This window comes from Ramlibacter sp. Leaf400 (genome assembly GCF_001424545.1).
Classification (GTDB): domain Bacteria; phylum Pseudomonadota; class Gammaproteobacteria; order Burkholderiales; family Burkholderiaceae_C; genus Ramlibacter.
In genome coordinates this window covers 183,633-209,844 of the sequence record NZ_LMQL01000003.1, presented here as the reverse complement: position 1 = coordinate 209,844, position 26,212 = coordinate 183,633, and the positions used below count along the sequence as shown (strand labels likewise).

Below are 26,212 nucleotides of genomic sequence, written 5' to 3'. Positions count from 1 at the left end.
GCGCGGATGGACAAGAACGGCAGCATACGTGCAAGTCTCGGGCCAGCGCCTCCGGTGTTTCCCCCGGCCGGCCCGGTGCCGCCCCTGGGCCTGCTGCTGCTGGATACCGCCTTCCCCCGGCCTCCCGGCGACCTGGGCCGCCCGGACAGCTGGCCGCGGCCGGTGCTCACGCACGTGGTGCCGGGCGCATGGCCGGCGCGCGTGGTGCAGTCCGCCCAGGGGCTGCGGGGCGAGGGGCTGGCGCAGGCGTTCGCCGACGGGGCGCGTTCGCTGCAGGAGCGGGGCGCCGCGGCCATCACCACCAGCTGCGGCTTCCTGGTGCTGCTGCAGCGTGAGCTGCAGGCGGCGGTGAGCGTTTCGCTCGTCACGTCCAGCCTGCTGCTGCTGCCGGACCTGCTGCGCGAAGAGCGGGAGGTGGGGGTGCTCACCATCGCCAGCGACCGCCTCGGGCCCGAGCACCTGGCCGCCGCGGGCGTGCCGCCCGAGCGGCTCGACGACGTGCTGGTGCAGGGCATGCCGCCCGACGGGCCGTTCTCGTCGGCGATCCTGAACAACCGGCCCGGCATGGACCTGGCCGCCGCGGGTGAGGACGTCGTCAACGCGGCGCGCGCACTGCGCAAGCGCGCGCCCGGCCTGCGCACGCTGGTGCTGGAGTGCACCAACATGCCGCCGTACCGCGCCGACATCGAGTCGGCCACCGGCCTGCGCGTGCTCTCACTGACCGAGGTCCTCGAGCTGCGCGCGCCGCCGCCACGACAATGAGCGCATGGAACAAGCCGACGTGATGATGGACAACTACCGCTGGCTGGCGCGCTACAACCGCTGGTTCAACGAGCGCCTGTACGACGCCTGCGAGCAGCTGGCCGACGAGGACCGGCGCCGCGACCGCGGGGCGTTCTTCGGTTCGATCCACGGCACGCTGAACCACCTGCTGTGGGCCGATCGCGCCTGGCTGCGGCGCTTCGCCGCGCAGGGCGTGGCCTTTCCCAGCCTGTCCGACGATGTGCTGCAGCTGCCGGCGGGCGCGTCCTACGGCACGGTGCTGTGCGAGGACTGGCCCCAGCTGCGCGCCGCCCGCCGCCGCCTCGACGAAGCCATCGAGGACTGGACGCGCGACATGGCGCCGGACTTCCCTTCGTCCACCATGCGGTACACCAACACCAAGGGCGTGCCGCGCGAGCACGCGGCGTGGAGGGCGATGACGCATTTCTTCAACCACCAGACGCACCACCGCGGGCAGGTGACCACGCTGCTGATGCAGGCCGGCGTGGACCCGGGCGTGACCGACATGGTCGCGATGCCCTGAGGCTCGAAGCCCCAAAAAAAGAGAAAGACCCGCCGAGGCGGGTCTTTTCGCTGGGCCGGTGCCGGCTTACTTCTTGGCGGCGCTGGCGGCGGGCCGGGACGCGGCGGCCGTGCGGTCGTCCTTCTTCTCCGCGGCGGCTTCCTTCTTCTCGGCCTTGGCTTCGGCGCGGGCTTCCTTCGCCTTGGCATCGGCCTTGGCTTCCTTCTTCTCGGCCTTGGCGTCGGCCTTCGCTTCCTTCTTCTCCGCCTTGGCTTCGGTCTTGGCGGCGGCCTTGTCGTCCTTCTTCGCGGCGGCGGCGGCGGGCTTGTAGGCCTTGCCGCCGACCGTCAGGCCGGCTTCGGACAGGTTGGAGGCACGGGCGTCGCCCACGCCCTTGACCCGGGTGATGAAGTCGTCCCAGCTCTTGAACTCGCCCTTCTTGCGCTCGTCCAGGATGAGCTTGCTGGTGCCGGGGCCGATGCCCTTGACGCTGTCGAGCTCGGCCTCGGTGGCCTTGTTCACGTCGACGGCGGCCATGGCCACGGCCGCGTAGAACAGCATGGCCAGGATGGCCAGGATCTTCTTGAACATGCGCATCTCCTTTGCAGGTTGGTGGGAAGTCCCTCAACGGGGCATGCGACGTGCCCGTTGACCCATGGTCCGGCTCAGCCCTGCGCGCCCAGCACAGCCATGTAACGCGCCACGCCGGTCTGCACGTCGGCGAAGGCATGGTCGCAGCCCGTGTCGCGCAGCGCCGAGAGGTCGGCCTGCGTGTAGCTCTGGTACTTGCCGCGCAGCGCGTCGGGGAAGGGGATGTACTCCAGCAGGCCGTCCTGCGTCGCACTGCTGGCGTCGTGCGGCTTGCCGGTGAGCGAGGAGATGACGGTGGTGGCCACGTCATTGAAGGGCTGCGCGCGCCCGGTGCCCAGGTTGAAGATGCCGGATTTTTCCGGGTGGTCGAAGAACCAGAGGTTGACCGCCACCACGTCGTCGACGAACACGAAGTCGCGCCGCTGCTCGCCGGCACCGTAGCCGCCGTACTCGCCGAACAGCTTGACCTTGCCCTGCTCGCGGAACTGGTTGAACTGGTGGAAGGCGACGCTGGCCATGCGGCCCTTGTGCTGCTCGCGCGGGCCGTACACGTTGAAGTAGCGGAAGCCCACCACCTGGCGCTTGGTGCGGCGGAAGTCCTTGCCGCACTCGCGCCGCATGCGCTGGTCGAACAGCAGCTTGGAGTAGCCGTAGACGTTGAGCGGCAGCTCGAACTTCGGCGTCTCGCGGAAGGTGGCCGAGCCGCCGTAGACCGCAGCCGACGACGCGTACAGCAGGCGCGAGCCGCGCTCTCGGCAGGACTCGAACAGCGAGCAGGACACGCCGTAGTTGTTGTCCATCATGTACTTGCCGTCCTGCTCCATCGTGTCGCTGCAGGCGCCCTCGTGGAACACGGCCTCCACCTTGCCGAACGCACCCTCGGCGAACGCGCCGTAGAACTCGTCGGCATCGAGGTAGTCCTCGATGCGCAGGTCGGCCAGGTTGCGGAACTTGTCGCCCTGCGTCATGTCGTCGACCGCGATGATGTTGTCGATGCCGCGGTCGTTGAGGCCCTTGACGATGTTCGAGCCGATGAAACCCGCGGCTCCGGTGACCACTACGCGCGTCATAGGGCCCCCACGCTTGTCACTGCGTGTACTGCGCTGCCCCCCAAGGGGGCGCGAGCTTGCTTGAAGCGGTTCTGCGCTGCGCTCATGCAAACAACTCCTCATACGAAACGGTGGCGGTGCCGAACTTGCCCACGACGATGCCGCCGGCGCGGTTGGCGATGGGCACGGCGTCGCGCAGCGGCAGGCCCGCGCCCACCATGGCCGCGAGCGTGGCGATCACGGTGTCGCCGGCGCCGGTGACGTCGAACACCTCGCGCGCCTGCGCCTTGACGTGCAGCTCGCCCTGGGCGTCGTACAGCGTCATGCCTTCTTCGCTGCGGGTGACCAGCAGGGCCTGCAGCGAGAGCGACTCGCGCAGGTTCTGGGCCCGCGTGCGCAGGTCCTCCTCGGAGGTCCAGCGGCCCACCACGTCCTGCAGCTCGGCGCGGTTGGGCGTGATCACGGTGGCGCCGCGGTAGCGGCCGTAGTCGTGGCCCTTGGGGTCGATCAGCACCGGCTTGTTCACCGCGGCGGCGGCGGCGATCATGGCCGGGATGTGGGCCAGGCCGCCCTTGCCGTAGTCGGAGAACAGGATCGCGTCCTGCCGGGGCAGCAGCTCGATGAAGGTGGAGCTCTGCAGCGCCAGCACCTCGTGGTCGGGCTCGTTCTCGAAGTCCATGCGCAGCAGCTGCTGCTGGCGGCCGATCACGCGCAGCTTGACGGTGGTCTTCAGGCCCGGGTCGCGCTTGAGGTGCGCGGCGATGCCGGTGGCGCGCAGCATGGCCTCGAGCTTGTGGCCGGGCTCGTCGTCACCCACCACGCCGAGGAAGCTGGCCTGCGCGCCGAGCGTGGCCACGTTGTAGGCCACGTTGGCGGCGGCGCCAATGCGCTCCTCCTCGCGGGAGACCTTGACCACCGGGACCGGGGCCTCGGGCGAGATGCGCTCGACCGCGCCGTGCCAGTAGCGGTCGAGCATGGCGTCGCCGACCACGAGCACGCGGGCGTCGGCAAGCTGTTGGGGGGTTGGGTTCATCTTCAGAGTTCTTCCACGCGCCTGGGCGGGTAGCTGTCCCAGGCGTGGCAGCCGGGGCACTGCCAGAAATGCTGCTTGGCCTCGAAGCCGCAGGCGGCGCAGCGGTAGCGCGTGAGCGGCTTGACCGCGTGGTCCAGCGCGCGCTGCACCCGGGGATGGTACTGCTCGTTTTCCAGCTTCTCGCCGGAGAGCCACTTCGCGGCGGCCACCAGCGAGGGTTCGCGCTCGAGGTGGCGGGCGTACCACTCGCGCGCGTTGGCCTCGGGCTCCAGCGCGACGATGGCTTCCAGCACGTCGAGCGACGGCGCCAGGCCGTAGCTGTGCCGCAGCAGCTCGAGCGCACGGGCCTCCATGCCGGAGGCGCCGGCGTACTGGCCCAGCGGCCGCGCCAGCAGCGGGATCGAGGCGGGCTCGGCCTGGGCGTGGTCGGCCAGCATGGTGAAGGCGCCGGCGGCGTCGCCGGCCTTGCGGCGCAGGGCCGCCAGTTCCATCACCGGGCGCGCCGCGGTGGGCGCGATGGCCATGGCCTCGCGCAGCAGGGCCTGCGCCGGCGCGTCGTCCGAGAGCGCGGCCTGCTCGCACAGGTAGTGCGCGCGACGGCCGGCGAAGCTGCCCTGGCCCGAGGCTTCCAGCCTGCGGGCGATCTCGGCCGCCTGCAGCCAGTCGCGCGAGCGCTCGTAGATGGACAGCAGGGCCAGCAGCGCCTGGCCTTCGTAGGCGCTGCCGTCGAGCTTGCGCAGCGCCTCTTCGGCGCGATCGAGCAGGCCGGCCTTGAGGAAGTCCAGGGCGAGGGCGTGCTGGGCGCGGTGGCGCTCGGCTCGGCTGAGGTCGCCGCGCGAGAGCAGGTGCTCGTGCACCCGCACCGCGCGCTCGTACTCGCCACGGCGGCGGAACAGGTTGCCCAGCGCGAAGTGCAGCTCGGAGGTGTCGGGGTCGTTGCGCACCGCCTCGATGAACGCGTCGATCGCCTGGTCCTGCTGCTCGTTGAGCAGGAAGTTCAGGCCGCGGAAATAGGCCTTGGGCGCCTGCCGGTTCTCGATGCGCAGCTGCCGCAGGTCCAGGCGCGAGGCGACCCAGCCCAGCACGAAGGCGATGGGCAGGCCCCACAGGAGCCAGCTGACGTCAAAGTCCATGCGTCTGCGACATCTCGGACATCGTGCTGTCCGCGGCCGTCGTGCGCGCGCGGCGGCGGTGGCGCCACCAGCGCGGCACCATGCCCACGGCACCGATGACCAGGCCGCAGGCGAAGGCCGCCAGCACCACCAGCACCAGCGGGCCGGTCCAGGCCTGGCCGAAGAAGAAGTTCACGGTCGCCGCGTGCTGGTTGTTCAGCGCGAAGGCGAAGAGGGTAAAAAAAATGGCTGCCTTGAGCAGCCACATGAGGTATTTCATTCGGCTCCTTGGGTCGCCGAATTCTAGGGGCTAGTCCCTTTGCATTTCTTCCGTCCGGCGGTCCACCGCCTCGCGCAGGGCCTTGCCCGGCTTGAAGTGGGGGACGCGCTTCTCGGGGATCTGCACGCTCTCGCCCGAGCGCGGGTTGCGTCCCAGGCGCGGCGGGCGCCGGTTGATCGAGAAGCTGCCGAAGCCGCGGATCTCGATGCGGTGCCCGCGCACCAGCGCATCGCCCATGGCGTCGAGGATGGCCTTGACGGCGTACTCGGCATCGCGGTGCGTGAGCTGGCTGAAGCGGGAGGCCAGTTCTTCGACGAGATCGGATCGGGTCATGGGGGGAAGGGACTAGGGGCTGGGGACTAGGGGCTAGGGAAGGGGGAAGGCTCTGGTTTTCACCCTAGCCCCTAGTCCCCAGCCCCTAGTCCCTCGCTGCAGCAGCGCCTTACTTTTCCAGCTTCGCCTTGAGCAGAGCGCCCAGGTTGGTCGTGCCCGCGGTTTCGCGCGAGGACTGCTGGCTCAGGTTGGCCATGGCACCCTGCTCGTCGGCCATGTCCTTGGCCTTGACCGACAGCTGGATGTTGCGCGTCTTGCGGTCGATGTTGACCACCACGGCGCTGACCTCGTCGCCTTCCTTGAGCACGTTGCGCGCGTCTTCCACGCGGTCACGGCTGATCTCGGAGGCGCGCAGGTAACCCATGATCTCGTGGCCCAGGTCGATCTCGGCGCCCTTGGGGTCGACGGTCTTGACCTTGCCCGAAACCACGGAGCCCTTGTCGTGCACCGACACGAAGGTGGTGAACGGGTCGGCGTCCAGCTGCTTGATGCCCAGGCTGATGCGCTCGCGGTCCACGTCGACGGCCAGAACGATGGCGTCGATCTCCTGGCCCTTCTTGTAGTTGCGCACGGCCGCCTCGCCCGGCTCGTTCCAGGACAGGTCGGACAGGTGCACCAGGCCGTCGATGCCCGCGGCCAGGCCGACGAACACGCCGAAGTCGGTGATCGACTTGATCGGGCCCTTGACGCGGTCGCCGCGCTTGGTGTTCTGCGCGAATTCCTGCCAGGGGTTGGCCTTGCACTGCTTCATGCCCAGGGAGATGCGGCGCTTGTCCTCGTCGATCTCCAGCACCATGACCTCGACCTCGTCGCCCAGCGACACGATCTTGGACGGGGCCACGTTCTTGTTGGTCCAGTCCATCTCGGACACGTGGACCAGGCCTTCGATGCCGGGCTCGAGCTCGACGAACGCGCCGTAGTCGGCGATGTTCGTGATCTTGCCGAACATGCGGGTGCCCTGCGGGTAGCGGCGCGAGACGCCCATCCAGGGGTCGTCGCCCATCTGCTTGAGGCCCAGCGAGACGCGGTTCTTCTCGGTGTCGAACTTGAGGATCTTGGCCGTGATCTCCTGGCCGGCCTGCACCACCTCGGACGGGTGGCGAACGCGGCGCCAGGCCATGTCGGTGATGTGCAGCAGGCCGTCGATGCCGCCCAGGTCCACGAACGCACCGTACTCGGTGATGTTCTTGACCACGCCGCGGACGATGGAGCCTTCCTTGAGGGTTTCCATCAGCTTGGCGCGCTCTTCGCCCATGGAGGCTTCCACCACGGCACGGCGCGACAGCACGACGTTGTTGCGCTTGCGGTCCAGCTTGATGACCTTGAATTCGAGGGTCTTGTTCTCGAACGGGGTCAGGTCCTTGATCGGACGGGTGTCGATCAGCGAACCGGGCAGGAAGGCGCGGATGCCGTTGACCAGCACCGTCAGGCCGCCCTTGACCTTGCCGGTGGTGGTGCCGGTGACGAATTCGCCGGATTCCAGGGCCTTCTCCAGGCTCATCCAGGAAGCCAGGCGCTTGGCCTTGTCGCGCGACAGGATGGTGTCGCCGTAGCCGTTCTCGATGGCGTCGATGGCGACCGACACGAAGTCGCCGACCTGCACCTCGATCTCACCCTTGTCATTCTTGAATTCGTCGATCGGGACGTACGCCTCGGACTTGAGGCCGGCGTTGACGACGACGAAGTTGTGCTCGATGCGCACCACCTCGGCGGTGATGACCTCGCCCTGGCGCATCTCGGCGCGTTGGAGCGATTCCTCGAAGAGGGCGGCGAAGGATTCAGACATTCAGGTTCCTTGCACGTCCGCAGGTTTCCACAGGCACCATTGCCCGTGTTTCTAAGGCTGCGACGGCGTTGTTTTGCGGCCTTGCGGCCGCGGGTTGGTTGGTGAACCGCATCGCCAGTGCGCTGCTGCGCGAGGGGGGCGTTGCGGGCCTGTGCGGCCGTCACCGGCCGCCTTACTGTTCCACGGCCGTCACCGGCCGCCTTACTGCGTGCGGCCCCTGCGGGCCGTTACTGCTTTTCGCCGGCCGCCGCGAACGGCTGCCTGGCTTCCCACCAGGCCAGCACCAGGGCCACCGAGTCTTCGACCGATTGCTCCGAGTTGTCCAGCAGGAGGGCGTCCTGCGCCGGCTTGAGCGGCGCGACGGCGCGTTGCGAATCGCGGGCGTCACGCGCTTCCAGGTCGGCGCGAAGGGTCTCGATTGTAGGGGCAAAACCCTTTGAAATCAATTGCTTATGCCTGCGCTCGGCCCTTCGCGCGGCACTGGCGGTGAGGAAGACCTTGAGCTGGGCGTCGGGGAAGATGACGGTGCCCATGTCGCGGCCGTCGGCCACCAGCCCGGGCAGCCGGCGGAAGGACTGCTGCAGCGCCACCAGCGCGGTGCGCACCGCGGGCAGGGCCGAAACCTTCGAGGCGTTCATGCCGGCTTCCTCGGTGCGGATCGCGTCCGTGACGTCGTCGCCGCCCAGCAGCACCCGGCCCTGCTCGAAGGCGACCGGCAGGCGCTCGGCCATGGACGCGATGGTGTGCTCGTGCGCCAGGTCCAGCGCCAGCCCGGCCCGGGTGGCGGCCAGGGCCGTGATGCGGTACAGCGCGCCCGAGTCCAGGTACAGGTAGCCCAGCCGCCGCGCGGTCTCGGACGCCAGCGTGCCCTTGCCCGACGCGGTGGGGCCGTCGATGCAGATCACCGGCACGCGCGGCGCCGGCAGCTGCGCGACGGCGAACAGGGCCTCGAAGTAGTCGGGGAAGGTCTTGGCCACGCACTTCGGGTCTTCGATGCGCACCGGCAACCCGGCCGGGTTGAAGGTCGCGAGCGAGAAGCACATCGCCACCCGGTGGTCGTCGTAGGTGCGGATGCGCCCGGCACGCCACTGCGAGGGCGGCGTGATGCGCAGGAAATCCGCGCCTTCCTCCACCTCGGCGCCGAGCTTGCGCAGTTCGGTCGCCATCGCGGCGAGCCGGTCCGTCTCCTTCACGCGCCAGCTGGCGATGTTGCGCAGCGTGGTCGGGCCGTCGGCGTAGAGCGCCATCACCGCGAGCGTCATCGCCGCGTCGGGGATGTGGTTGCAGTCCAGGTCCAGCGCCTTCAGCGGCCAGGCGCTGCGCGCGACCTCGATCCAGTTGGGGCCGCTGGTCACCTTGCCCCCCATGGCCTGCACCGCGTCGAGGAACCGGATGTCGCCCTGGATCGAGTCGCGGCCGACACCCAGGATGCGCAGTCCCTTGCTGGAGGCGAGAGCGCCGGCGGCCGCGAAATAGCTGGCCGAGGAGGCGTCGGCTTCGACGTGCACCTCGCCGGGCGTGGTGTAGCGGCTGCCCGCGGGAATCGTGAACCGCTGCCAGCCTTCGCGGCGCACCTGGACGCCGAAGCGCGCCAGCAGGTTGAGGGTGATCTCCACGTAGGGCTTGGAGATCAGCTCGCCGACCACCTGGATTACCACGTCCTGCCGGGCCACCAGCGGAAGGGCCAGCAGCAGGGCGGTGAGGAACTGGCTCGAGACGTCGCCGCGCACCTGGATGGGGGCGTCCAGCCGCAGCGCGGGGGCCTGCCCGATGCGCAGCGGCGGATAACCGTCCTGCCCGAGGTAGTCGATCGCGCAGCCCAGCTGGCGCAGCGCGTCGACCAGGTCGCCTATGGGCCGCTCGTGCATGCGCGGGACGCCGCTCAGCTCGAAGTCGCCGCCCAGCACGGCCAGCGCGGCCGCCAGCGGACGCATGGCGGTGCCGGCGTTGCCCAGGAACAGCCTGGCCTGCGGGGCCGGATCGCGCGCGCCAAAACCGGTGATGCGCACCGAGGTGCCCTGCGCGTCGACGCCGCAGCCCAGCGCGCGCAGGGCGTCGAGCATGACGCGCGTGTCGTCGGAGTCGAGCAGGTCGTGGACGACCGTGGTGCCTTCGCTCAGCGCCGCCAGCAGCAGCACGCGGTTGGAGATGCTCTTGGAGCCCGGCAGGCGCACTTCGCCCGCCACGGCATCGAGCGCGGGAAGGTCGAGGAATTCGGTGGCGAACATCGCCGGCCCGGGGTCAGGCTTTGCGGGCGCCCATGCGCCACTCGGCGCGCACCTGGCTCGCCCGCGCGATGAGCTCTTCCAGCGCCTCGCCGTTGCCGGCCTCGACCAGCGCCATCATGGCCTGCAGCGTCTGCTGGAACGCCTGGGTCTGCTCGAGCAGCTCCTGCTTGTTGGCCAGCAGGATGTCCCGCCACATCTTGGGCTCGCTGGCCGCGATGCGGGTGAAATCGCGGAATCCCGGGCCCGCCAGCGACAGGAAGTCCTGGCCGTTGGGCTGGGCGGCGATGCCGTTGACGAGCGCGAAGGCGATCAGGTGCGGCAGGTGGCTGACCGCGGCGAAGGCCGAGTCGTGCGACTCCGGGGACATCTGCGTCACGTTGCAGCCCAGCGCCTCCCAGACCTCGCGGGCCCGGTTCAGCTGCGCGACCTGGGTGCGCTCGATCGGCGTGATGATCACCTGCCGGCTGGCGTACAGGTCCGGGTCGGCGTGCTCGACGCCCGAGGCCTCCTTGCCGGCGATGGGGTGGCAGGGCACGAAGGCGCCGACGTTCTCGCGCAGCACGCGGCGCGCGGCGTCGATCACGTCGCGCTTGGTGGAGCCCACGTCCATGATCAGCATGTCGCGGCTCACCAGGTGGCGGATGGCCTTGAGGGTGGCTTCGGTGGCGGCCACCGGCACGGCCAGCAGCACGATGTCGGCGCCCGAGACAGCCAGCAGGGCCGACGGTGCCTCGACGTCGATCACGCCGAGCTGGCGCGCGCGTTCGGTGGTGGAGGGCGACTTGCTGTAGCCCACCACGCGCTTGACCAGGCCGGCGCGCTTGAGGGCGAGGGCGAAGGAGCCGCCCATGAGGCCGCAGCCGATCAGGCCCAGTTGTTCGAACATGCTCGTGAAGCTCCTGGTCCTAGTCGCCGACGGGGTAGGTGCCCAGCACCTTGTAGAAAGCGCACAGCTTGCGCAGGTCGGCCAGCGCGGCCGCGACGCGGGGCTGGGACGGGTGCCCCTCCACGTCGATGTAGAAGAAGTACTCCCACTGCCCGGAGCGGGCGGGGCGGGATTCGAAGCGGGTCATGGACACCCCGTGCTGCTTGAGCGGCACCAGGATGTCGTGCACGGCCCCGGGGCGGTTGGGCACCGAGACCACCAGGCTCACGCAGTCCTTGCCGGATGCCTGCGGGGCCTCCAGCGTCTGCGGCAGGCAGACCACGGCGAAGCGGGTGCGGTTGAAGGCGTCGTCCTGGATGGCGTGGGCGGCGATGTGCAGGCCGAACTCGCTGCCGGCTCGCTCGCCGGCGATGGCGGCCCAGGCGGGGTTGGTGGCGGCCAGGCGCGCGCCCTCCGCGTTGCTGGAGACGGCGCGGCGTTCGGCTTTCGGCAGGTGCTTGTTCAGCCAGCCCTGGCACTGCGCGAGCGCCTGCGGGTGGGCCAGCACGGCCTCGATGCCTTCCAGCGAGCCGTCCTTGCGCAGCAGGTGGTGGCGCACCAGCAGGCTGATCTCGCCGACGATGTGCAGCGGGGAGGTGAGCAGCAGGTCCAGCGAGCGCGTGACCACGCCTTCGGTACTGTTCTCCACCGGCACCACGCCGAACTGGGCGGTGCCCGCGGCGGCGGCCTGGAACACCTCGTCGAAGCTCACGCAGGGCACGTGCTCGATGCTCGAGCCGAAGAACTGCACCGCCGCCTGCTCGCTGAAGGTGCCGGCGGGGCCCAGGTAGGCCACGCGCTGCGGCGCTTCCAGGGCGCGGCAGGCCGACATGATCTCGCGCCAGATGGTGGCGACGTTCTCGTGCTTGAGCGGGCCGGGGTTGAGTTCCTGCAGCCCGTTGATCACCTGCGCTTCGCGTTCCGGCCGGAACACCGGGGAACCCTCGGTGCGCTTGAGGTCGCCGACCTCGTTGGCCAGCGACGCGCGCCGGTTGAGCAGCGCCAGCAGTTCCCGGTCGACCGCGTCGATCTCTCCGCGCAGTTGCGCCAGGTCCTTGGGCATGCGGGTCAGCCTTCGCTGTCGCCGGGCGCCGCGTCCACCGGGTCGCCTTCGGCGGCCTGGGCGTCGTTCTCCACGATGCGCTGCAGGCCGCTGAGCTTGGAGCCTTCGTCCAGGCCGATCAGGGTGACGCCCTGGGTGGCGCGGCCGAGCTCGCGGATCTCGCCGACCCGGGTGCGCACCAGCACGCCGCGGTCGGTGATCAGCATGATCTCGTCGTCGGCATGGACCAGCGTGGCGGCCACGACCTTGCCGTTGCGCTCGCTCTGCTGGATGGCGATCATGCCCTTGGTCCCGCGGCCGTGGCGGGTGTACTCGGTGATCGACGTGCGCTTGCCGTAGCCGTTGGCGGTGGCGGTCAGCACGCTCTGCAGCTCGTCCTCGGCCACCAGCATCGCGATGACGCTCTGGCCTTCCTCCAGCATCATGCCGCGCACGCCGCGGGCGGCACGGCCCATCGGGCGCACGTCGTTCTCGTCGAAGCGCACGGCCTTGCCGCCGTCGGAGAACAGCATGACGTCGTGCTTGCCGTCGGTGAGCGCCGCGCCGATCAGGTAGTCACCGTCGTCCAGGTCGACGGCGATGATGCCGGCCTTGCGCGGGTTGCTGAATTCATCCAGCGCGGTCTTCTTGACCGTGCCCATGGACGTGGACATGAAGACGTAGTGGTCGGCCGGGAAGCTGCGGAACTCGCCGGTGAGCGGCAGCACCACGTTGATCTTCTCGCCTTCGGCCAGCGGGAACATGTTGACGATGGGGCGGCCGCGCGATCCGCGCGAACCCGCCGGCACTTCCCAGACCTTGAGCCAGTACATGCGGCCGCGGTTGGAGAAGCACAGGATCCAGTCGTGCGTGTTGGCGATGAAGAGCTGGTCGATCCAGTCGTCTTCCTTGGTGGACGTGGCCTGCTTGCCGCGGCCGCCGCGCTTCTGGGCGCGGTACTCGGACAGCGGCTGGCTCTTGATGTAGCCCAGGTGCGAGAGCGTCACCACCATGTCGGTGGGCGTGATCAGGTCCTCGGTGGCCAGATCCTGCGCGTTGTGCTCGACCACGCTGCGGCGCGCGCCGGCCTTGGTCTGGCCGAACTCCTGCTTCACCGAGGTGAGTTCGTCGCTGATGATGGTGGACACGCGCTCCGGCCGGGCCAGGATGTCCAGCAGGTCGTCGATCTCGGCCATGACTTCCTTGTACTCGGCCACGATCTTGTCCTGCTCCAGGCCGGTCAGGCGCTGCAGGCGCATCTGCAGGATTTCCTGGGCCTGGGTGTCGGACAGGCGGTAGAGCCCGTCACCCTGCATGCCGAACGCGCGGTCCATGCCTTCGGGGCGGTAGTCGTCAGCATTGACGGTGCCGCCATCGGCCTTGGCGCGGGTGAGCATTTCGCGCACCAGCTTGCTGTCCCAGCTGCGGGTCATCAGCTCGGCCTTGGCCACCGGCGGGGTGGGTGACTCGCGGATGATGCGGATGAACTCGTCGATATTGGCCAGCGCCACCGCCAGGCCTTCCAGCACGTGACCGCGGTCGCGCGCCTTGCGCAGGTTGAACACCGTCCTGCGCGTGACCACCTCGCGGCGGTGCTGCAGGAAGACGCTGACCAGGTCCTTCAGGTTGCACAGCTTGGGCTGACCGTCGATCAGCGCCACCATGTTGATGCCGAAGGTGTCCTGCAGCTGGGTTTGCTTGTAGAGGTTGTTGAGGACGACCTCGGGCACCTCGCCGCGCTTGAGCTCGATCACCAGGCGCATGCCGGACTTGTCGCTCTCGTCCTGGATGTGGCTGATGCCTTCGATCTTCTTCTCGTTGACCAGCTCGGCCATGCGCTCCTGCAGCGTCTTCTTGTTGACCTGGTAGGGGAGCTCATCGACGATGATCGCCTGCCGCTGGCCGCGGTCGATGTCTTCGAAGTGGCACTTGGCGCGCATCACCACCTTGCCGCGGCCGGTGCGGTAGCCCTCCTTGACGCCGTTGATGCCGTAGATGATCCCTGCCGTCGGGAAGTCGGGCGCCGGCACGATCTCCATCAGCTCGTCGATGGAGGCCTCAGGGTTCTTCAGCAGGTGCAGGCAGGCGTCCACCACCTCGTTGAGGTTGTGCGGCGGGATGTTGGTGGCCATGCCCACCGCGATACCGCCGGAGCCGTTGACCAGCAGGTTGGGCAGCTTGCTGGGCAGGACCAGCGGCTCCTTCTCGCTGCCGTCGTAGTTGGGCCCGAAATCGACCGTTTCCTTGTCGATGTCGGCCAGCATCTCGTGGGCGATCTTGGCCAGGCGGATCTCGGTGTAGCGCATGGCCGCGGCGTTGTCGCCGTCGACCGAACCGAAGTTGCCTTGGCCGTCCACCAGCATGTGGCGCATGGAAAAATCCTGCGCCAGGCGGACGATGGTGTCGTAGACCGACTGGTCGCCGTGCGGGTGGTACTTACCGATCACGTCGCCGACGATGCGCGCCGACTTCTTGTACGGCCGGTTCCAGTCGTTGTTCAGCTCGTGCATCGCGTAGAGCACACGCCGATGCACGGGTTTCAGTCCGTCACGAGCGTCCGGCAGCGCACGCCCCACGATCACGCTCATGGCGTAGTCGAGGTAGCTCCGCCGCATCTCCTCTTCGAGGCTGACGGGCAGGGTTTCTTTCGCGAATTGGGTCATGCGGGAGGGGTGTGCGCGGCGCTTAAACGGGTCATTTTACCGGTCGCAAGACCCTGTCGCGATGCCGCAACAAAACGCCGGGAACGAGTTCTTGTCCTACGCCCCGCTTTTGGGGCGGCCGTTGATTGTGTAAGGACGTGTGGCACAATCGATCGGACGTTTTCGGTGAATGGTCACCTGAATCGTAGCTTTCTCGCAGCGCGGCTGCGGTCTTTTCCCCTCAAGAGGAGAACCATGAAGAAACTGAACCACGTGGCGTTGCTGTTCGCCGCTGCCGCTGTATCCGCTCCGGCATTTGCGATGCAGCACACCGGCATGCCCGCCAAACCCGCAGCAGCGGGTGGCGGCAACGTGATCGACAACTGGCAGAACGGCACCGGCGAGTTGGTGTGGAAGAACGGCACCAACGAACTGTGCTGGCGCGATGCCAGCTGGACGCCCGCAAGCGCCGCTCGTGGTTGCGACGGTGCCCTGGTTCCGCCGCCTCCGCCTGCTCCGGCGCCTGCTCCGGCCCCGGCTCCTGCTGTCGCTCCCCCGCCCCCGCCCCCGCCGCCGGCTCCGGCTCCCCAGCCGCCCGCCGCGACCAAGGTCACGTACGCTGCCGATGCCTTCTTCGACTTCGACAAGGCCGTGCTCAAGCCGGAAGGCCGCGCCAAGCTGGACGATCTGGTCGGCAAGGTCAAAGACATCAACCTGGAAGTGATCATCGCCGTCGGCCACACCGATGCCGTCGGTGCCGATGCCTACAACCAGCGCCTGTCCGTGCGTCGCGCCGAGGCCGTGAAGTCCTACCTCGTGTCCAAGGGCATCGAGAAGAACCGCGTGTACACCGAAGGCAAGGGCGAGAAGCAGCCGGTTGCCGACAACAAGACCAGCGAAGGCCGCGCGAAGAACCGCCGCGTGGAAATCGAAGTGGTCGGCACGCGCGCCAACCGCTAAGCCTTCCCCAAGGCAGGAAAAGGCCCGGTTCGCCGGGCCTTTTTTCTTTTGATGGACGCATTCGAGGCAAGAATCACCGCATGACCGCAAGCAGCAGCGTCAACGCCGATCCGGCCGAGCTGGCCAAGTTCTCCGAACTCGCCCACCGCTGGTGGGACACCGAAAGCGAATTCGCACCGCTGCACCGGATCAATCCGCTGCGCCTGGGCTGGATCGAGTCGCAGGTTTCCCTGGCGGGCAAGCGCGCACTCGACGTGGGGTGCGGTGGTGGCATCCTGGCCGATTCGATGGCGCGGCAGGGCGCGAAGGTGCTGGGCATCGACCTGGCCACCAAGGCGCTTCGCGTGGCCCAGCTGCATGCGCTGGAGGCCGGCACGCCGAACGTCGAATACCGCGAGGTCAGCGTCGAGGCGCTGGCGATCGAGCAGCCCGACTCGTTCGACGTGGTCACCTGCATGGAGATGCTGGAACACGTGCCCGATCCAGGCTCCGTGGTGCGTTCCTGCGCCGAACTGGTGAAGCCGGGCGGCTGGGTGTTCTTCTCCACGCTCAATCGCAACGCCAAGTCCTTCATGTTCGCGATCGTCGGCGCCGAATACGTGCTGAACCTGCTGCCGCGAGGCACGCATGAGTACCTGAAGTTCATCCGCCCCAGCGAACTCGCGGCGTTTTGCCGCTCCGCCGGCCTCGAATGGGCCGAGACCCGTGGGCTGGACTACAACCCGCTGCTTCGCCGTTACCGGCTGAGCCAGGACACGTCGGTGAACTACCTCGTGGCCGCACGGAGGCGCTGATGTTCCATGGCATCCGAGCCGTGCTGTTCGACCTGGACGGCACGTTGATCGACAGCGCACCGGACCTGGGGGCCGCCGCCGACCAGATGCGCGTCTCACGCAACCTGCCCTCGCTGCCCCTCGATCGGTACCGCCCGATGGCCGGAGCGGGTGCGCGGGGCATGCTGGGAGTCGCCTTCGGCATCACCCCGGACCACGAGGAGTTCCCCGCGCTGCGCGAGGAGTTCTTCCGCAACTACGAGCAGCGGATGACGCAAGACACCTTCGCCTTCGACGGCGTGGCGCAGCTGCTGGACCAACTGCGTGCGCGCGGCTTCGCCTGGGGCGTGGTCACCAACAAGTCGATGCGCTTCACCGGCCCGCTCACCCAGGCGATGCCGCTGTTCGCCACTGCCGGCGCCGTGGTCGGGGGCGACAGCACCCCGTTCTCCAAGCCGCATCCCGAGCCCTTGCTGGAGGCTTCGCGCCGGCTGGGCCTGGCGCCAGGCGAGTGCCTCTACGTGGGCGACGATGAAAGAGACGTGGTCGCCGGCCGCGCCGCGGGCATGCCGACGGTCGCGGCCACCTACGGCTACCTCGGCGGTACGCCCGACGTGGACCGCTGGAACCCGGATGCGCGGATTTCTTCGCCCCTGGACCTCCTTGGGCTCTTGGAAAACTCCGCTGCACCCTAAAATACGAGGTCCTGGGGCTGCACCGGTTTCGACGTGGGTTCGGACGCGCAGCAGGGCATGTCGAGGGTCAGATCACCTCGTAAATCCAGCTGAAACAAACTAACTGCGAACGACGAACGTTACGCACTCGCCGCTTAAACACCGGTGAGCCTCACAACAGTCGGCCGATGGGCTGGGCCAGGGGCGCAAGCTCCCGGCTGTGAGGGAATCCACATTGGCTGGTCCCTGCCCGGGTGCCTTGGGTGGGGACGAGAAAATAGGGCACTGGCAACCGGCATAGCGTGCGCCTGCGCGATGTCGGGGGCGAGATCCAAATCAGAGCGCTAAACATGTAGAACTGTTCGTAGAAGGCTTGCGGACGCGGGTTCAATTCCCGCCAGCTCCACCACCCACCTGAAAGGGCTGCACGGTCAAACGACCGTGCAGCCCTTTTCTTTTTGCGCGTCCTACACGCAAGCGCCGGCGTCCTACACCCGACCACGGGAGCATTTTCTAGATTGCGGCTCGCGGGACCCTTGTCGCGCTGCGGTCCCGCCAGTCAAGGACGAGCCATGCACCAATCCCCCCAGAAACAGCTCGGCGGCCCGCGCCGCGAGAAGTACGCTGGCCTGGAGGCCTTCACCGGCGACGCCGAGGTCGAGCGCCGAATGCACCGCGGCGGCCAACCCAAGGCCCGCAAGTTCCCGCTTCGCGACGAAGATTCGCCGCGCGAGGAACGCAGTAGCCGGCAGCATCCGCGCGGCTGACCCGCGGGGCGCGCACCGCGGCTTGCCGCATACTGCGCGCCCGATGCAGCTTCAGCAGATCCTTTTCAGCCAGGGCTTCGGCACCCGGCGCGTGTGCGCGGGCCTCGTGGAGCAGGGCTTCGTGACCGTGCAGGGCCAGGCCTGCACCGATCCCTACGCCGATTTCGACGCGCGCGAGGGCCTGCGCTTCACCGTGCAGGGCCGCGACTGGGCGTACCACGAGAAGGCCTACCTGGTCCTGCACAAGCCGCCCGGCTACGAGTGCTCCCAGAAGCCCGGCGCATGGCCCAGCGTGTACACGCTGCTGCCGGGCCCGCTCCGGCAGCGCCCGCAGCGCCAGGGCCAGCCCGGCGTGCAGGCCATCGGCCGGCTCGACCAGGACACCACCGGCCTGCTGCTGCTGAGCGACGACGGCGTCTTCATCCACCGCATGGGCTCGCCCAAGCGGCACGTCCCCAAGGTCTACGAGGTGACGGCCCGCCACCCCGTCGACGAGAAGATGCTGCGGCGCCTGCTGGAGGGCGTCGTGCTGGAGGACGACCCGAAGCCGGTTCGCGCGGCCGCCTGCGAGAAAACGTCCGAAAACGGTCTGCGCCTCACGCTCACCGAGGGCAAGTACCACCAGGTCAAGCGCATGGTGGCGGCCGTGGGCAACCGGGTGGAGCAGTTGCACCGCTCGCGCATTGGCGGGCTGGAGTTGCCGCCCGGGCTGCGGCCGGGCGAGTGGCGCTGGCTGGAGTCGGAAGAGCTGGCGCTGCTGGCGCCCTGATCAGGGTTTGCCGGCCAGGAAGTCGGCGATGCGGCGGGTGACGGCTTCGGCCTGGTCGCGGTGGGGCGAGTGTCCGCATTGCGGCAGCACCTGCATCTCGAACGGGCCGTTCGTGGGCGCGATCTCCTCGATCTGCCGCAGCGTGCCGTAGGCGTCGTCCTCGCCCTGGATCGCCAGCACCGGCGCGGTGATGCGCCGGCAGTCGGGCCGGATGTCGAAGGGGCGGAAGGCCGGATTGAGCCAGGCGTCGTTCCATTGCCAGAACGCCACGTCGACATCGGCATGGAAGCGCGCCAGGCGCTCGGGCAGTCCGCCGGTGAGGAATGCTTCACGGGCCTGTTCGATCGAACGAATGGAGATGTCTTCGACGATCACGTGCGGCGCCATCACGGCCAGGGCCGCCACCGGGTGGCGGCTGGCGTGCAGCAGCGCGATGCTGCCGCCGTCGGAATGGCCCACCAGTACCGGCGGCACCGTGATCTCCAGCGCCTGCAGCAGGGCCGGCAGCACCTCCCAGGCCTCGCGGTGCATGTAGTCGGGCTGCAGCCGCCCCGCGCCGCGCACGTGCGGCACCGGGTCGGAAGCCCCGTAGCCGCGGCGCGAGTACACGATGCCGGCGCGGCCGGTGGCCTCGCAGAGCCGGGCCGGCCAGTCGCGCCACATCGCCACCGAGCCCAGACCTTCGTGCAGAAAAATCAGGGGCGCGGCCTGTCCGCCGCCGGCCCCCGCGATCCGTTGAATCTCCAACCCGACGCCGTCGACGATGACCCGTTCCATCGCTTGGATGTTACGGGAGCCGTCACACCTGCCGTCTACACTGTCGCGCTGCCCCAGGAAGTCCCTTGATCCCCCTCATGCGTTCCCTCGCCCTCGCCGCGGCCGTCTGGCTGCCGGTCCTTCCGGGCGCCGCGGCGGCCCAGACGACCGCCCCCATCTTCGTGCTCAACTCGCTCGACGCCACCGTCAGCGTGGTCGATCCCGCCAGCTGGAAGGAGGTGCGCCGCCTGCCCACCGGCAAGGAGCCGCACCACCTGTACATGACGCCCGACGAGAAGTCGGTGATCGTCGCCAACGCGCTGGCCGATTCGCTCACCTTCATCGACCCGCGCACGGCCGAGGTCCAGAAGACGGTGCGCGGCATCCTCGACCCCTATCACCTGCGCTTCTCGCCCGACATGAAGTGGATGGTCACGGCGGGCAACCGCCTGAACCACGTGGACATCTACCGCTGGGACGGCAAGGAGCCGCAACTGGCCGGCCGGGTGGCCACGGGCAAGACGCCCAGCCACCTCTGGATCGACAGCCGCAGCAGCGTGGTTTACGCCACCATGCAGGACAGCGATGAGCTGGTCGCCATCGACCTGGCCACGCAGGCGCTGAAATGGCGCATCAAGACCGGCCCCATGCCGGCCGACATTTTCGGAACGGCCGACGATCGCCTGATCCTGGTGGGCCTGACCGGCGGCGACAGCGTGGAGGTGTTCGACGTGAGCGGCGCGCAGCCGCGCGCCATCCGCCGCATCCGCACGGGCGAGGGCGCGCACGCCTTCCGCTCCGCGGGCGATGGCCGCCACGTGTACGTCAGCAACCGCGTCGCCAACACCATCAGCAGGATCGACCTGCAGTCGCTGCAGGTGGTGGGCAGCTTCGCGGCGCCCGGCGGGCCGGACTGCATCGAGGTCCTCGCCGGCGGCAAGCTGCTGATGGTGACCTCGCGCTGGGCGCGCAAGCTCACCGTGATCGACACCGAAGCCGGCAAGGTGGTCCGCACGGTCGCCGTCGGCAAGTCTCCCCATGGCGTCTGGACGCTGGACCACGCGCGCCGCTGAGCGCCGCCTGGCGTGCGGCGCGGTGGCGCTCGCGCTGCTGGCGGGCGCCGGCCCGCTGCGGGCCCAGGCCTGCGACAAGCCGCTGTACCTCACCTTCGATACCGGCCACATGGAAGTGGCGCCGCTGGTCGCCGACGTGCTGCGCCGGCAGGGGGTGAAGGCCACCTTCTTCGCCGCCCACGAGCGCACTCGGGCCGGTGACGGCAGCCTGGGCGAGCACTGGGCCCCGTGGTGGAAGGCGCGCGCGGCCGAAGGCCACGAGTTCGCCTCCCACACCTGGGACCACGTGTACTGGCGCGCCGACCTGCCGGGCGAACCGGCCCGGTTCAAGGTGCGCGCCTCCTCCGGCGCCGAAGAGGGCCGCGACCAGTCCTGGACCGCCGCCCAGTACTGCGACGAGATCGCCCGTGCCGCCCAGCGGCTGGAGCAGGTCACGGGCAAGCCGCCGCTGCCGCTGTTCCGCGCGCCGGGCGGCAAGACCTCGGCCCGCTTCCTGGCCGCCACGCGCGCCTGCGGCTGGGAGCACGTGGGCTGGGCCCCGGCCGGCTTCCTGGGCGACGAGCTGCCGAGCGAATCGGTCTCCAACCGCGAGCTGCTGGAGCGCGCCCTGCGCGGCATCCGCAGCGGCGACATCCTCATGGCCCACCTGGGCATCTGGTCGCGCCAGGACCCCTGGGCGCCGGCGGTGCTCGAACCACTGGTGGCCGGGCTGAAGCAGCGCGGCTTCTGCTTCCGTACCCTGCGCGAGCATCCGCGCTACTCGGGCTGGATCGCCCAACGCGAGTCGAGCAAGAAATGAACTTCCTGGAAGAAGCCTTCAGCGCCGCCCAGCAGGGGCTGTTCGAGGCCGTGGTGGAACCCGCCATGTTCGCCACCGGCCTGGGCCACCTGCTGGAGGACGGCTACGCCGCCACCGGCTGGCTGCTGGTCGGCCTGGTCCAGATCGCCCTCATGCTGGCCATCATCGGACCGCTGCAGCGCTGGCGGCCGGTCGAGCCGGTCACCGATGCCGGCGCCGTGCGCACCGACATCCTCTACACGCTGGTCCACCGGCTGGGGCTGTTTCGCGTGGGGCTGTTCTTCACGGTGGAGCCCCTTTTCGACGAGCTGTTCGGCCAGCTGCGCACGGCGGGCTGGGGCGGCTTCCACCTGGACCATGTCTGGCCGGGCGTGACCGACATCCCCTGGGTCGCTTTCCTGGTGTACCTGGTGGTGTTCGACTTCGTCGACTACTGGATCCACCGCGGCCAGCACGGCCTGCGCTGGTGGTGGAGCCTGCACGCGCTGCACCACTCGCAGCGGCAGATGACGATGTGGAGCGACAACCGCAACCACCTGCTGGACGACCTGCTGAGGGACGGCATCCTGGTGCTGGTGGCGCAGGCCATCGGCATGGCGCCCGGCCAGTTCGTCGCCCTGGTGGCGGTCACCCAGCTCTCCGAGAGCCTGCAGCACGCCAACCTGCGGCTGTCGTTCGGACGGCTGGGCGAGCGCCTTTGGGTGAGCCCGCGCTTCCATCGCCTGCACCACAGCATCGGCCTGGGCCACGAGGCGCAGGGGCGCGGCACGCTGGGCGGCCACAACTTCGGCGTGCTGCTGCCCTGGTGGGACGTGCTGCTGCGCACCGCCAACTTCGAGCACCGCTTCGACCCCACCGGCATCCGCGACCAGGTGGAGCAGGGCCGCGACTACGGGCGTGGGTTCTGGGCCCAGCAGTGGCTGGGGCTCAAGCGCCTGGTCGGCGGGGGGTGAGGAGACTCAACACAGAGGCACAGAGGCACGGAGGGAAGAGGAGGAAATCCTTTTGAAGATATCCGGATTCCTCCGTGCCTCTGTGCCTCTGTGTTCTGTTGAATCTCTCAGCAGCTAGCATTGAGGGATGTCTTCACGCCCTGACTTCGGCCTCGTCATCGTCGGCGACGAGATACTCTCCGGCAAGCGCGCCGACAAGCACATGCCCAAGCTGATCGAGCTTCTCGCCGCGCGCGGCCTGCAGCTGGCGTGGGCCGATTACGTGGGCGATTCGCCCGAGCGGATCACGGCCACGCTGCAGAGGGCCTTCGCGTCCGGCGACGTGGTGTTCTCCTGCGGCGGCATCGGCGCCACGCCGGACGACCACACGCGCCAGTGCGCCGGCCGCGCGCTGGGGATCGAACTCGAACTGCACCCCGAGGCCGAAGCCCTGATCCGCGAGCGGATGCAGGACGTGGCCCGCGAGCAGGGCGTGCCGTACGACCCCGACCGGGCCGACAACGTGCACCGCCTGAACATGGGCGTGTTCCCGAAGGGCGCCCGCCTCATCCCCAACCCGTACAACAAGATCCCCGGCTTCAGCGTCGGCGACGTGCACTTCGTTCCCGGCTTCCCGGTGATGGCCTGGCCGATGATGGAGTGGGTGCTGGACGGGCGCTACGCCCACCTGTTCCAGCGCGGCGCCTGGGTCGAGAAGTCGGTCATCGTGTTCGGCGCCATGGAGGCCACGCTCACGCCGCTGATGGAGCAGGTGGAACGCGACCACCCGGGCATCAAGGTGTTCAGCCTGCCCAGCGTGGACCATCCGCAGTACGGCCGGCACATCGACCTTGGGGTGAAGGGCGCGCCGGGCGCCGTCGACCCCGCTTATGTTCAACTCCTGGCGGGATTGCAGGCCCTGGAAGCCAAGCTCGGCCCTGAATTGGTGCGATAACATGGTTGCACCACCGAAGTGCATCGGTGGTTTTGCACCCTGATGGTGCGAAACTCATCGACAGCCGCCAGCGTTCCGTAGGGAAAAAGCGGTTCTCTTCCTCGACAATCGGCCGGCCCCTGGACGGGGGCCATGCACCAGCTTTGGCACAGAACCTGCATTCCCCAGCCCCGTCCTTTTCGCAACAACCATCCAACCGGAGAAAACTGATGGCAGCCAAGACCGTCGCAGACGTCATGAAGATGGTGAAGGAAAACGAAGTCAAGTTCGTCGACTTCCGCTTCACCGACACCCGCGGCAAGGAGCAGCACGTGACCGTGCCCGTCTCCCACTTCGACGACGACAAGTTCAGCGCCGGCCATGCCTTCGACGGTTCCTCCGTGGCCGGCTGGAAGGGCATCGAGGCCTCCGACATGCTGCTGATGCCGGACCCCGCCACGGCCAACGTCGACCCGTTCTTCGAGGAAACCACCCTGATCCTCACGTGCGACGTGCTGGAACCGGGTGACGGCAAGGCCTACGACCGCGACCCGCGCTCGATCGCCAAGCGCGCCGAGGCCTACCTCAAGGCGTCCGGCCTGGGCGACACCGCCTTCTTCGGACCGGAGCCCGAGTTCTTCATCTTCGACGACGTCCGCTGGGGCGCCGACATGTCCGGCTCGTTCGTCGAGATCGACGAGTACGAGGCCTCCTGGAACACCGGCAAGAAGATCGAAGGCGGCAACAAGGGCCACCGTCCCACCGTCAAGGGCGGCTACTTCCCCGTGCCCCCGGTCGACAGCACGCAGGACATGCGCGCCGAGATGTCCCTGATCCTCGAATCGCTGGGCATCCCGGTCGAAGTCTTCCACCACGAGGTGGCGGGCGCGGGCCAGAACGAGATCGGCACCCGGTTCAACACCCTGGTGGCGCGCGCCGACTGGAGCCAGCTGCAGAAGTACGTGATCCAGAACGTGGCCAACGCCTACGGCAAGACCGCCACCTTCATGCCCAAGCCCCTGGTGGGCGACAACGGCTCCGGCATGCACGTGCACCAGTCGGTCTGGAAGGACGGCAAGAACCTGTTCGCCGGCGACGGCTATGCGGGCCTGTCGGACTTCGCGCTGTACTACATCGGCGGCATCATCAAGCACGCCCGTGCGCTCAACGCCATCACCAACCCCGGCACCAACAGCTACAAGCGCCTGGTGCCCGGCTTCGAAGCCCCGGTGAAGCTGGCCTACAGCTCGCGCAACCGCTCGGCGTCCATCCGCATCCCGTACGTGGCCAACCCGAAGGGCCGCCGCATCGAGGCGCGTTTCCCGGATCCCCTGATGAACCCGTACCTGGGCTTCGCCGCCATGCTGATGGCGGGCCTGGACGGCGTGGAGAACAAGATCCACCCGGGCGAGGCCGCCACCAAGGACCTGTACCACCTGCCGCCGGAAGAGGACGCGAAGATCCCGACCGTGTGCCACAGCCTGGACCAGGCCCTGGACTACCTGGACAGCGGCCGCTCGTTCCTGACCAAGGGCGGCGTGTTCACCGACTCGATGATCGACGCCTACATCGAGCTCAAGATGCAGGAAGTGACGCGGTTCCGCATGACCACGCACCCGATCGAGTTCGACATGTACTACAGCCTGTAAAGGCAGCCGGGCAGGGCTGTACTTGCGCACAGCCCGTCTCGCGAAAGCACCGCCACGGCGGTGCTTTTTTGCTTTTTGCCTTCCAGATCATGGGCTTGCCTTGCATTCCTGATCAGTTACGCGATACTGGCAGACCGTCCTGAGCACCGCCGTGCAAGGAGCCTTCATGAAGTCCGCACTCACCCTTTCACTCGTCCTGCTGCTGTCCGCGGCCCACGCCCAGGCCCAGGGCACCCGCATCTTCCGGTGCGGGAACTCCTACACCAATGACGCCAACGTCGCGCAGGCCCAGGGCTGCAAGCTGGTGGAGGGCGCCAACGTGACGGTCGTGGAGGGCACCAAGGTCCATGGCGGCGGCACGGTCAAGGTGGTGGCGGCGGCGTCGCCCGCCGCTGGTTCCGGCCAGCCGGGCCAGAAGGTCGATTCCGGCGAGCAGAAGGCCCGCGACGCCGACGCCCGCCTCATCCTCGAGGCCGAGCTGAAGAAGGCCGAGGCCCGCCAGGCCGAGCTGCAGAAGGAATGGAACAACGGCGAGCCCGAGAAGATGGGCCCCGAGCACCGCAATCACCAGAAGTACCTGGACCGGGTGGCCGAGCTGAAGGCCGCGCTGGCCCGCAACGAAAGCGACATCGCCGGCATCCGGCGCGAGCTCGGGCGCCTGCCCGGCGCGGCTTCCTCCGCCGCCGTGGTCAAGTGACGGCTTGACGCCTCCTTCCCCGCAGGTCCCCATGTCGCCGGCACAGGGCCGGTACCAGGCCTTCGACGTCCTCGCCACGCTGGTGGCCGTGGTCGCCACCGACGGCACCGTGCTGTTCGCCAACGCGGCCCTGGAAGACGCCCTCGGCAGCTCCCGCCGCACCATCGTCGGCTCCAGTTTCCCCGCCTGCTTCACCGAACCCGGCCAGCTGCGCACCGCGCTCGAAGGCGCCGGCAGCAACGAATTCGCGACCCTTCGCTACGACGCCTGGCTCAACCGCCATGGCACCGAGGCGCTGCAGGTGCACGTGGTGGTCGCCCAGACCGACCAGCCGGGCGAGATCGTGGTCGAACTGTTGCCGCTGGAGCAGCAGGCGCGGCAGGAGCGCGAGGAGCGCCTGCTCGACCAGGCCCAGGCCAACAAGGAACTGATCCGCAACCTGGCCCACGAGATCAAGAACCCGCTGGGCGGCATCCGCGGCGCGGCGCAGCTGCTCGAGATGGAGATCGAGGGCAAGGACCTCAAGGAGTACACCCGCGTCATCGTCCACGAGGCCGACCGCCTGCAGACGCTGGTCGACCGGCTGCTGGCGCCGCACCGGCGGCCGCACGTGGTGGGCGATGTCAACATCCACGAGGTGTGCGAGCGCGTGCGCTCGCTGATCCTGGCCGAGTTCCCCCGCGGCCTGAAGGTCGTGCGCGAGTACGACACCTCGCTGCCCGAGTTCCGCGGCGACCGCGAGCAGCTGATCCAGGCCGTGCTGAACATCGCCCACAACGCCTGCCAGGCGCTGTCCGAGCGCATCGCGGCCGGCGACGCGCAGCTGGTGTTCCGCACCCGCGTCGCTCGCCAGGTCACTTTCGGAAGGCAACGCTACCGACTGGCACTGGAATTGCATGTCATCGACAACGGGCCGGGTGTGCCCCCGTCCATCAAGGACCGGATCTTCTATCCGCTCGTTTCGGGCAGGGAAGGCGGTTCAGGACTGGGGCTGACGCTGGCGCAGACCTTCGTTCAGCAGCACCATGGGCTGATCGAATGCGACAGCGTCCCGGGGAGGACGGATTTCAAGATCCTCATCCCGCTGCCATGAACTGACTGCGATGACACAGGGTGTAGACCA

At 68.6% G+C, this 26,212-nt stretch carries 26 protein-coding genes and 1 other RNA gene; 15 read left to right on the top strand and 12 right to left on the bottom strand.

Going from position 1 to position 26,212, the window contains the following annotated elements; translation table 11 throughout:
• Positions 1-6: 6 nt before the first annotated feature.
• A complete protein-coding gene (locus tag ASG30_RS03860) occupies positions 7-762 on the top strand; it encodes a hypothetical protein (protein ID WP_055892895.1) in 756 nt (251 codons plus the stop codon).
• Positions 763-766: 4 nt separating this feature from the next.
• Positions 767-1,306, top strand: a complete 540-nt coding sequence (locus ASG30_RS03855) for a DinB family protein (RefSeq protein ID WP_055892894.1) — start codon at positions 767-769, stop codon at positions 1,304-1,306.
• 66 nt (positions 1,307-1,372) lie between these two features.
• Here the strand turns inward: ASG30_RS03855 and ASG30_RS03850 are convergent, their stop codons facing one another.
• The 11 genes from ASG30_RS03850 to gyrA form a co-directional block, all read right to left on the bottom strand.
• Positions 1,373-1,876, bottom strand: coding sequence for a ComEA family DNA-binding protein (locus ASG30_RS03850; RefSeq protein WP_055892891.1), 504 nt, complete (start codon positions 1,874-1,876; stop codon positions 1,373-1,375).
• A gap of 74 nt (positions 1,877-1,950) precedes the next feature.
• Positions 1,951-2,946, bottom strand: a complete 996-nt coding sequence (rfaD, locus tag ASG30_RS03845) for an ADP-glyceromanno-heptose 6-epimerase (protein ID WP_055892888.1) — start codon at positions 2,944-2,946, stop codon at positions 1,951-1,953.
• Positions 2,947-3,028: 82 nt separating this feature from the next.
• Positions 3,029-3,958: a D-glycero-beta-D-manno-heptose-7-phosphate kinase gene (rfaE1, locus tag ASG30_RS03840; protein WP_082521874.1), complete on the bottom strand. Its 930-nt coding sequence runs from the start codon at positions 3,956-3,958 to the stop codon at positions 3,029-3,031.
• 2 nt (positions 3,959-3,960) lie between these two features.
• On the bottom strand, positions 3,961-5,091 hold the full coding sequence (gene lapB, locus ASG30_RS03835) for a lipopolysaccharide assembly protein LapB (protein WP_055892883.1): 1,131 nt from the start codon (positions 5,089-5,091) through the stop codon (positions 3,961-3,963).
• Positions 5,081-5,350, bottom strand: coding sequence for a LapA family protein (locus ASG30_RS03830; RefSeq protein WP_055892881.1), 270 nt, complete (start codon positions 5,348-5,350; stop codon positions 5,081-5,083). Before ASG30_RS03830 ends, lapB begins: the two co-directional genes overlap by 11 nt.
• Positions 5,351-5,380: 30 nt before the next feature.
• Positions 5,381-5,683 (bottom strand): integration host factor subunit beta, encoded by a 303-nt coding sequence (locus tag ASG30_RS03825; protein WP_055892878.1) that lies wholly within the window; start codon positions 5,681-5,683, stop codon positions 5,381-5,383.
• A gap of 109 nt (positions 5,684-5,792) precedes the next feature.
• Positions 5,793-7,469, bottom strand: coding sequence for a 30S ribosomal protein S1 (gene rpsA / locus ASG30_RS03820; RefSeq protein ID WP_055892876.1), 1,677 nt, complete (start codon positions 7,467-7,469; stop codon positions 5,793-5,795).
• A 227-nt stretch (positions 7,470-7,696) separates the two neighbouring features.
• Positions 7,697-9,697 (bottom strand): bifunctional 3-phosphoshikimate 1-carboxyvinyltransferase/cytidylate kinase, encoded by a 2,001-nt coding sequence (locus ASG30_RS03815; protein WP_055892874.1) that lies wholly within the window; start codon positions 9,695-9,697, stop codon positions 7,697-7,699.
• 13 nt (positions 9,698-9,710) lie between these two features.
• Positions 9,711-10,583, bottom strand: coding sequence for a prephenate dehydrogenase (locus ASG30_RS03810; protein WP_055892870.1), 873 nt, complete (start codon positions 10,581-10,583; stop codon positions 9,711-9,713).
• Positions 10,584-10,602: 19 nt separating this feature from the next.
• Positions 10,603-11,685 (bottom strand): prephenate dehydratase, encoded by a 1,083-nt coding sequence (pheA, locus tag ASG30_RS03805; protein ID WP_055892868.1) that lies wholly within the window; start codon positions 11,683-11,685, stop codon positions 10,603-10,605.
• A gap of 5 nt (positions 11,686-11,690) precedes the next feature.
• Positions 11,691-14,327: a DNA gyrase subunit A gene (gyrA, locus tag ASG30_RS03800; protein WP_055892865.1), complete on the bottom strand. Its 2,637-nt coding sequence runs from the start codon at positions 14,325-14,327 to the stop codon at positions 11,691-11,693.
• 234 nt (positions 14,328-14,561) lie between these two features.
• Between gyrA and ompA the strand changes: the two genes are divergently transcribed.
• The 6 genes from ompA to ASG30_RS03775 all read left to right on the top strand — a co-directional run bounded on the left by ompA (position 14,562) and on the right by ASG30_RS03775 (position 18,249).
• The gene (ompA, locus tag ASG30_RS03795) at positions 14,562-15,266 is read left to right on the top strand and encodes an outer membrane protein OmpA (RefSeq protein ID WP_055892862.1); all 705 of its coding nucleotides are present in this window, start codon (positions 14,562-14,564) and stop codon (positions 15,264-15,266) included.
• 80 nt (positions 15,267-15,346) lie between these two features.
• On the top strand, positions 15,347-16,060 hold the full coding sequence (ubiG, locus tag ASG30_RS03790) for a bifunctional 2-polyprenyl-6-hydroxyphenol methylase/3-demethylubiquinol 3-O-methyltransferase UbiG (protein ID WP_055892861.1): 714 nt from the start codon (positions 15,347-15,349) through the stop codon (positions 16,058-16,060).
• Positions 16,060-16,734 carry a phosphoglycolate phosphatase gene (gene gph, locus ASG30_RS03785; protein ID WP_055892858.1) on the top strand — a complete coding sequence of 225 codons (675 nt, stop codon included), beginning with the start codon at positions 16,060-16,062 and terminating at the stop codon, positions 16,732-16,734. The genes ubiG and gph overlap by 1 nt, the downstream gene beginning before the upstream one ends.
• A gap of 13 nt (positions 16,735-16,747) precedes the next feature.
• Positions 16,748-17,122: a transfer-messenger RNA gene (gene ssrA / locus ASG30_RS22015) on the top strand.
• Between the two features lie 163 nt (positions 17,123-17,285).
• Positions 17,286-17,480, top strand: coding sequence for a hypothetical protein (locus ASG30_RS03780; RefSeq protein ID WP_055892855.1), 195 nt, complete (start codon positions 17,286-17,288; stop codon positions 17,478-17,480).
• 43 nt (positions 17,481-17,523) lie between these two features.
• Positions 17,524-18,249 carry a pseudouridine synthase gene (locus ASG30_RS03775; RefSeq protein ID WP_055892852.1) on the top strand — a complete coding sequence of 242 codons (726 nt, stop codon included), beginning with the start codon at positions 17,524-17,526 and terminating at the stop codon, positions 18,247-18,249.
• On the opposite strand, the gene ASG30_RS03770 is transcribed toward ASG30_RS03775, so the two are convergent.
• Positions 18,250-19,026, bottom strand: a complete 777-nt coding sequence (locus ASG30_RS03770; protein WP_055892849.1) for an alpha/beta fold hydrolase — start codon at positions 19,024-19,026, stop codon at positions 18,250-18,252.
• 77 nt (positions 19,027-19,103) lie between these two features.
• On the opposite strand from ASG30_RS03770, the gene ASG30_RS03765 reads away from it, so the two are divergent.
• The 7 genes from ASG30_RS03765 (at position 19,104) to glnL (ending at position 26,182) form a co-directional block, all read left to right on the top strand.
• Entirely contained in the window at positions 19,104-20,078 is a 975-nt protein-coding gene (locus ASG30_RS03765) for a YncE family protein (RefSeq protein WP_055892847.1), read from the top strand.
• Entirely contained in the window at positions 20,044-20,877 is an 834-nt protein-coding gene (locus tag ASG30_RS03760) for a polysaccharide deacetylase family protein (RefSeq protein WP_055892844.1), read from the top strand. The genes ASG30_RS03765 and ASG30_RS03760 overlap by 35 nt, the downstream gene beginning before the upstream one ends.
• A complete protein-coding gene (locus ASG30_RS03755; protein WP_055892841.1) occupies positions 20,874-21,830 on the top strand; it encodes a sterol desaturase family protein in 957 nt (318 codons plus the stop codon). The genes ASG30_RS03760 and ASG30_RS03755 overlap by 4 nt, the downstream gene beginning before the upstream one ends.
• Positions 21,831-21,957: 127 nt before the next feature.
• Positions 21,958-22,764, top strand: a complete 807-nt coding sequence (locus ASG30_RS03750) for a competence/damage-inducible protein A (RefSeq protein ID WP_055892837.1) — start codon at positions 21,958-21,960, stop codon at positions 22,762-22,764.
• A gap of 209 nt (positions 22,765-22,973) precedes the next feature.
• Complete coding sequence (glnA, locus tag ASG30_RS03745) at positions 22,974-24,392, top strand: type I glutamate--ammonia ligase (protein WP_055892834.1); 1,419 nt, start codon at positions 22,974-22,976, stop codon at positions 24,390-24,392.
• Between the two features lie 166 nt (positions 24,393-24,558).
• Positions 24,559-25,089, top strand: a complete 531-nt coding sequence (locus ASG30_RS03740; protein ID WP_055892832.1) for a hypothetical protein — start codon at positions 24,559-24,561, stop codon at positions 25,087-25,089.
• 31 nt (positions 25,090-25,120) lie between these two features.
• The gene (glnL, locus tag ASG30_RS03735) at positions 25,121-26,182 is read left to right on the top strand and encodes a nitrogen regulation protein NR(II) (protein WP_055892830.1); all 1,062 of its coding nucleotides are present in this window, start codon (positions 25,121-25,123) and stop codon (positions 26,180-26,182) included.
• Positions 26,183-26,212 lie beyond the last annotated feature (30 nt).

Bases quoted from the DNA above. Each gene is read 5' to 3' on its own strand.
- lapB (WP_055892883.1), bottom strand. From the start codon at position 5,091: ATGGACTTTGACGTCAGCTGGCTCCTGTGGGGCCTGCCCATCGCCTTC.
- ASG30_RS03770 (WP_055892849.1), bottom strand. From the start codon at position 19,026: ATGGAACGGGTCATCGTCGACGGCGTCGGGTTGGAGATTCAACGGATC.
- gyrA (WP_055892865.1), bottom strand. From the start codon at position 14,327: ATGACCCAATTCGCGAAAGAAACCCTGCCCGTCAGCCTCGAAGAGGAG.
- ASG30_RS03775 (WP_055892852.1), top strand. From the start codon at position 17,524: ATGCAGCTTCAGCAGATCCTTTTCAGCCAGGGCTTCGGCACCCGGCGC.
- glnL (WP_055892830.1), top strand. From the start codon at position 25,121: ATGTCGCCGGCACAGGGCCGGTACCAGGCCTTCGACGTCCTCGCCACG.
- gph (WP_055892858.1), top strand. From the start codon at position 16,060: ATGTTCCATGGCATCCGAGCCGTGCTGTTCGACCTGGACGGCACGTTG.
- pheA (WP_055892868.1), bottom strand. From the start codon at position 11,685: ATGCCCAAGGACCTGGCGCAACTGCGCGGAGAGATCGACGCGGTCGAC.
- ASG30_RS03760 (WP_055892844.1), top strand. From the start codon at position 20,044: ATGGCGTCTGGACGCTGGACCACGCGCGCCGCTGAGCGCCGCCTGGCG.
- ASG30_RS03740 (WP_055892832.1), top strand. From the start codon at position 24,559: ATGAAGTCCGCACTCACCCTTTCACTCGTCCTGCTGCTGTCCGCGGCC.
- ASG30_RS03750 (WP_055892837.1), top strand. From the start codon at position 21,958: ATGTCTTCACGCCCTGACTTCGGCCTCGTCATCGTCGGCGACGAGATA.
- ASG30_RS03780 (WP_055892855.1), top strand. From the start codon at position 17,286: ATGCACCAATCCCCCCAGAAACAGCTCGGCGGCCCGCGCCGCGAGAAG.
- rpsA (WP_055892876.1), bottom strand. From the start codon at position 7,469: ATGTCTGAATCCTTCGCCGCCCTCTTCGAGGAATCGCTCCAACGCGCC.
- ASG30_RS03765 (WP_055892847.1), top strand. From the start codon at position 19,104: ATGCGTTCCCTCGCCCTCGCCGCGGCCGTCTGGCTGCCGGTCCTTCCG.
- ubiG (WP_055892861.1), top strand. From the start codon at position 15,347: ATGACCGCAAGCAGCAGCGTCAACGCCGATCCGGCCGAGCTGGCCAAG.
- ASG30_RS03815 (WP_055892874.1), bottom strand. From the start codon at position 9,697: ATGTTCGCCACCGAATTCCTCGACCTTCCCGCGCTCGATGCCGTGGCG.
- ASG30_RS03850 (WP_055892891.1), bottom strand. From the start codon at position 1,876: ATGTTCAAGAAGATCCTGGCCATCCTGGCCATGCTGTTCTACGCGGCC.
- ASG30_RS03755 (WP_055892841.1), top strand. From the start codon at position 20,874: ATGAACTTCCTGGAAGAAGCCTTCAGCGCCGCCCAGCAGGGGCTGTTC.
- rfaD (WP_055892888.1), bottom strand. From the start codon at position 2,946: ATGACGCGCGTAGTGGTCACCGGAGCCGCGGGTTTCATCGGCTCGAAC.
- ASG30_RS03855 (WP_055892894.1), top strand. From the start codon at position 767: ATGGAACAAGCCGACGTGATGATGGACAACTACCGCTGGCTGGCGCGC.
- rfaE1 (WP_082521874.1), bottom strand. From the start codon at position 3,958: ATGAACCCAACCCCCCAACAGCTTGCCGACGCCCGCGTGCTCGTGGTC.
- ASG30_RS03810 (WP_055892870.1), bottom strand. From the start codon at position 10,583: ATGTTCGAACAACTGGGCCTGATCGGCTGCGGCCTCATGGGCGGCTCC.
- ASG30_RS03860 (WP_055892895.1), top strand. From the start codon at position 7: ATGGACAAGAACGGCAGCATACGTGCAAGTCTCGGGCCAGCGCCTCCG.
- ompA (WP_055892862.1), top strand. From the start codon at position 14,562: ATGAAGAAACTGAACCACGTGGCGTTGCTGTTCGCCGCTGCCGCTGTA.
- ASG30_RS03825 (WP_055892878.1), bottom strand. From the start codon at position 5,683: ATGACCCGATCCGATCTCGTCGAAGAACTGGCCTCCCGCTTCAGCCAG.
- ASG30_RS03830 (WP_055892881.1), bottom strand. From the start codon at position 5,350: ATGAAATACCTCATGTGGCTGCTCAAGGCAGCCATTTTTTTTACCCTC.
- glnA (WP_055892834.1), top strand. From the start codon at position 22,974: ATGGCAGCCAAGACCGTCGCAGACGTCATGAAGATGGTGAAGGAAAAC.